The following is a 1,576-nucleotide window of genomic DNA, read 5'->3' on the forward strand; positions in this document are numbered from 1 at the left end:
ATCCGGCGGGCAGGAGCGCGGCGAGTTCGCCCAGGAGCCGGGCCGCCGGCGCCGGGTCGACCAGCCACTTCACGTGGCTGCCGGTGAGCGTGCGGACGTCGTACGGGTTCTCCGGCGTCAGCGCGTCGCCCTCGCGGATCAGCCGGTCCTGGAGGGCGAGCGGCAGGCTGGCGTCCTCGGTCAGCCGGACGTACGTCCGCGGGATCCGGCCCCAACTGTCGCGCTGGGCCCGGTCGTCGTCGGTGCCGGCGTCGAGGTTCTCGTCGGGCTGGAGGGAGTTGAGGAAGACCAGGAACTCGTCGTCCGTGCCGTCGGCGAGGAACGCGGCCTTGAGGGCCGCGAGGACGCCGGGGTCGGCGGTGCGGAAGTTGGAGCGCAGCAGCCCGAGTTCGGCGGGGTTCCCCGCCATCGCCGAGCCCAGCCCCGCGAGGTCGACCGTGGCCATCTCGGGCTCGGCGTAGTAGGCGCCGACCGGCAGGTCGACGGGGCACCACGAGGAGACGTAGACGATGCGGTCGATCAGGTCGGGCCGCCGGTTGGCCGCGACGGTGGCCGTCATGCCGCCGCGGCTGTGCGAGACGAGGATGACGGGCCCGTTGCGCTTGGCCCGCTCCAGCACCGAGACGAGGTGCCCGGCGTTCTCGGCGAGCGTGACGCCCTTGATGGCCCCGGGAGCGGTGGCGAGCTCGCCGAGGTCCTGCGGTGCCTGGTAGGCCCGCGGGAACGTCGCGGCGAACCCGTGCCCGGGCAGGTCGACGGCGACCGAACGGTGTCCGAGGAGCCCGAGTTCGGCTTGGAGCGGCGCGAAGGAGAAGGAGTTCGCGAAAGCCCCGTGAACCAGTACGAACGTCGGTTGCATCTGTTGGTGACTCACTTTCCGGTTCTCTGCGGCGTGGAACGCGCACGTGGTGCACGCGCAAACGGCCGTCCACGATCCGATCGTTCACCCTACTCAACGGAAGATCATCCGCACCACCGGAATCCGTCGTCGCCCCTACTTGGACTCGACGCTCCCGAGCGCGCCGGGGTCGGCGGCCAGTGCGTCGCGTGCGTCCTGCCAAGCGGGATCGCCGGGGACGAGTGCGCTGCGGAGGTAGGCCCAGGTGAGGTGCCGGACCGCGGCGACCCGTTCGGGGTTCTCGTCGGTGGTCTCGGCGACGTCGTATCCGGAGATACCGCCGAGCCCGTGCTCCGCGTCGAAGAGGGTGAGCAGGGACTTCGGGCCGGGGGAGAGCGTGTACGGGTCGGTGTGCCACTCGGGGCCGGCGACCGTCAGGTGGGTGGAGGCGTCCTTGTCGCCGGCCACGACGAGCGCGGGGGTCGTCATCGTGGAGAAGTCGGCGGTGAGGAAGAACGGGGCGGTGCGGGCGAAGGATTCGGTGATCGCGTCGCCCCCGCGGCCGGGCGCGGCGAGCAGCACGCCCGCCGTGATCCGGGGCTCGGCGAGGTTCACCTCCGTCCCGCTCTCCGGGTCGGTGAGCCGCGCGCCGAGCAGCAGGCTCGCGGTGTGCCCGCCCATCGAGTGCCCGGCGACGGCGACCTTGGTGCGGTCCAGGCGCCCGGCGAGCTGGGGGAC

At 72.5% G+C, this 1,576-nt stretch carries 2 protein-coding genes; both read right to left on the bottom strand.

Going from position 1 to position 1,576, the window contains the following annotated elements:
• A partial coding sequence (locus AB0O00_RS38740) for an alpha/beta hydrolase (RefSeq protein WP_363659372.1) occupies positions 1–859 on the bottom strand: 859 nt, incomplete at its 3' end.
• 135 nt (positions 860–994) lie between these two features.
• Positions 995–1,576: chlorophyllase (locus AB0O00_RS38745; RefSeq protein WP_363659373.1), on the bottom strand; the 582-nt coding region annotated here is incomplete at its 5' end.

Source organism: Kitasatospora sp. NPDC093558 (assembly GCF_040683475.1).
Taxonomy (GTDB): domain Bacteria; phylum Actinomycetota; class Actinomycetes; order Streptomycetales; family Streptomycetaceae; genus Kitasatospora.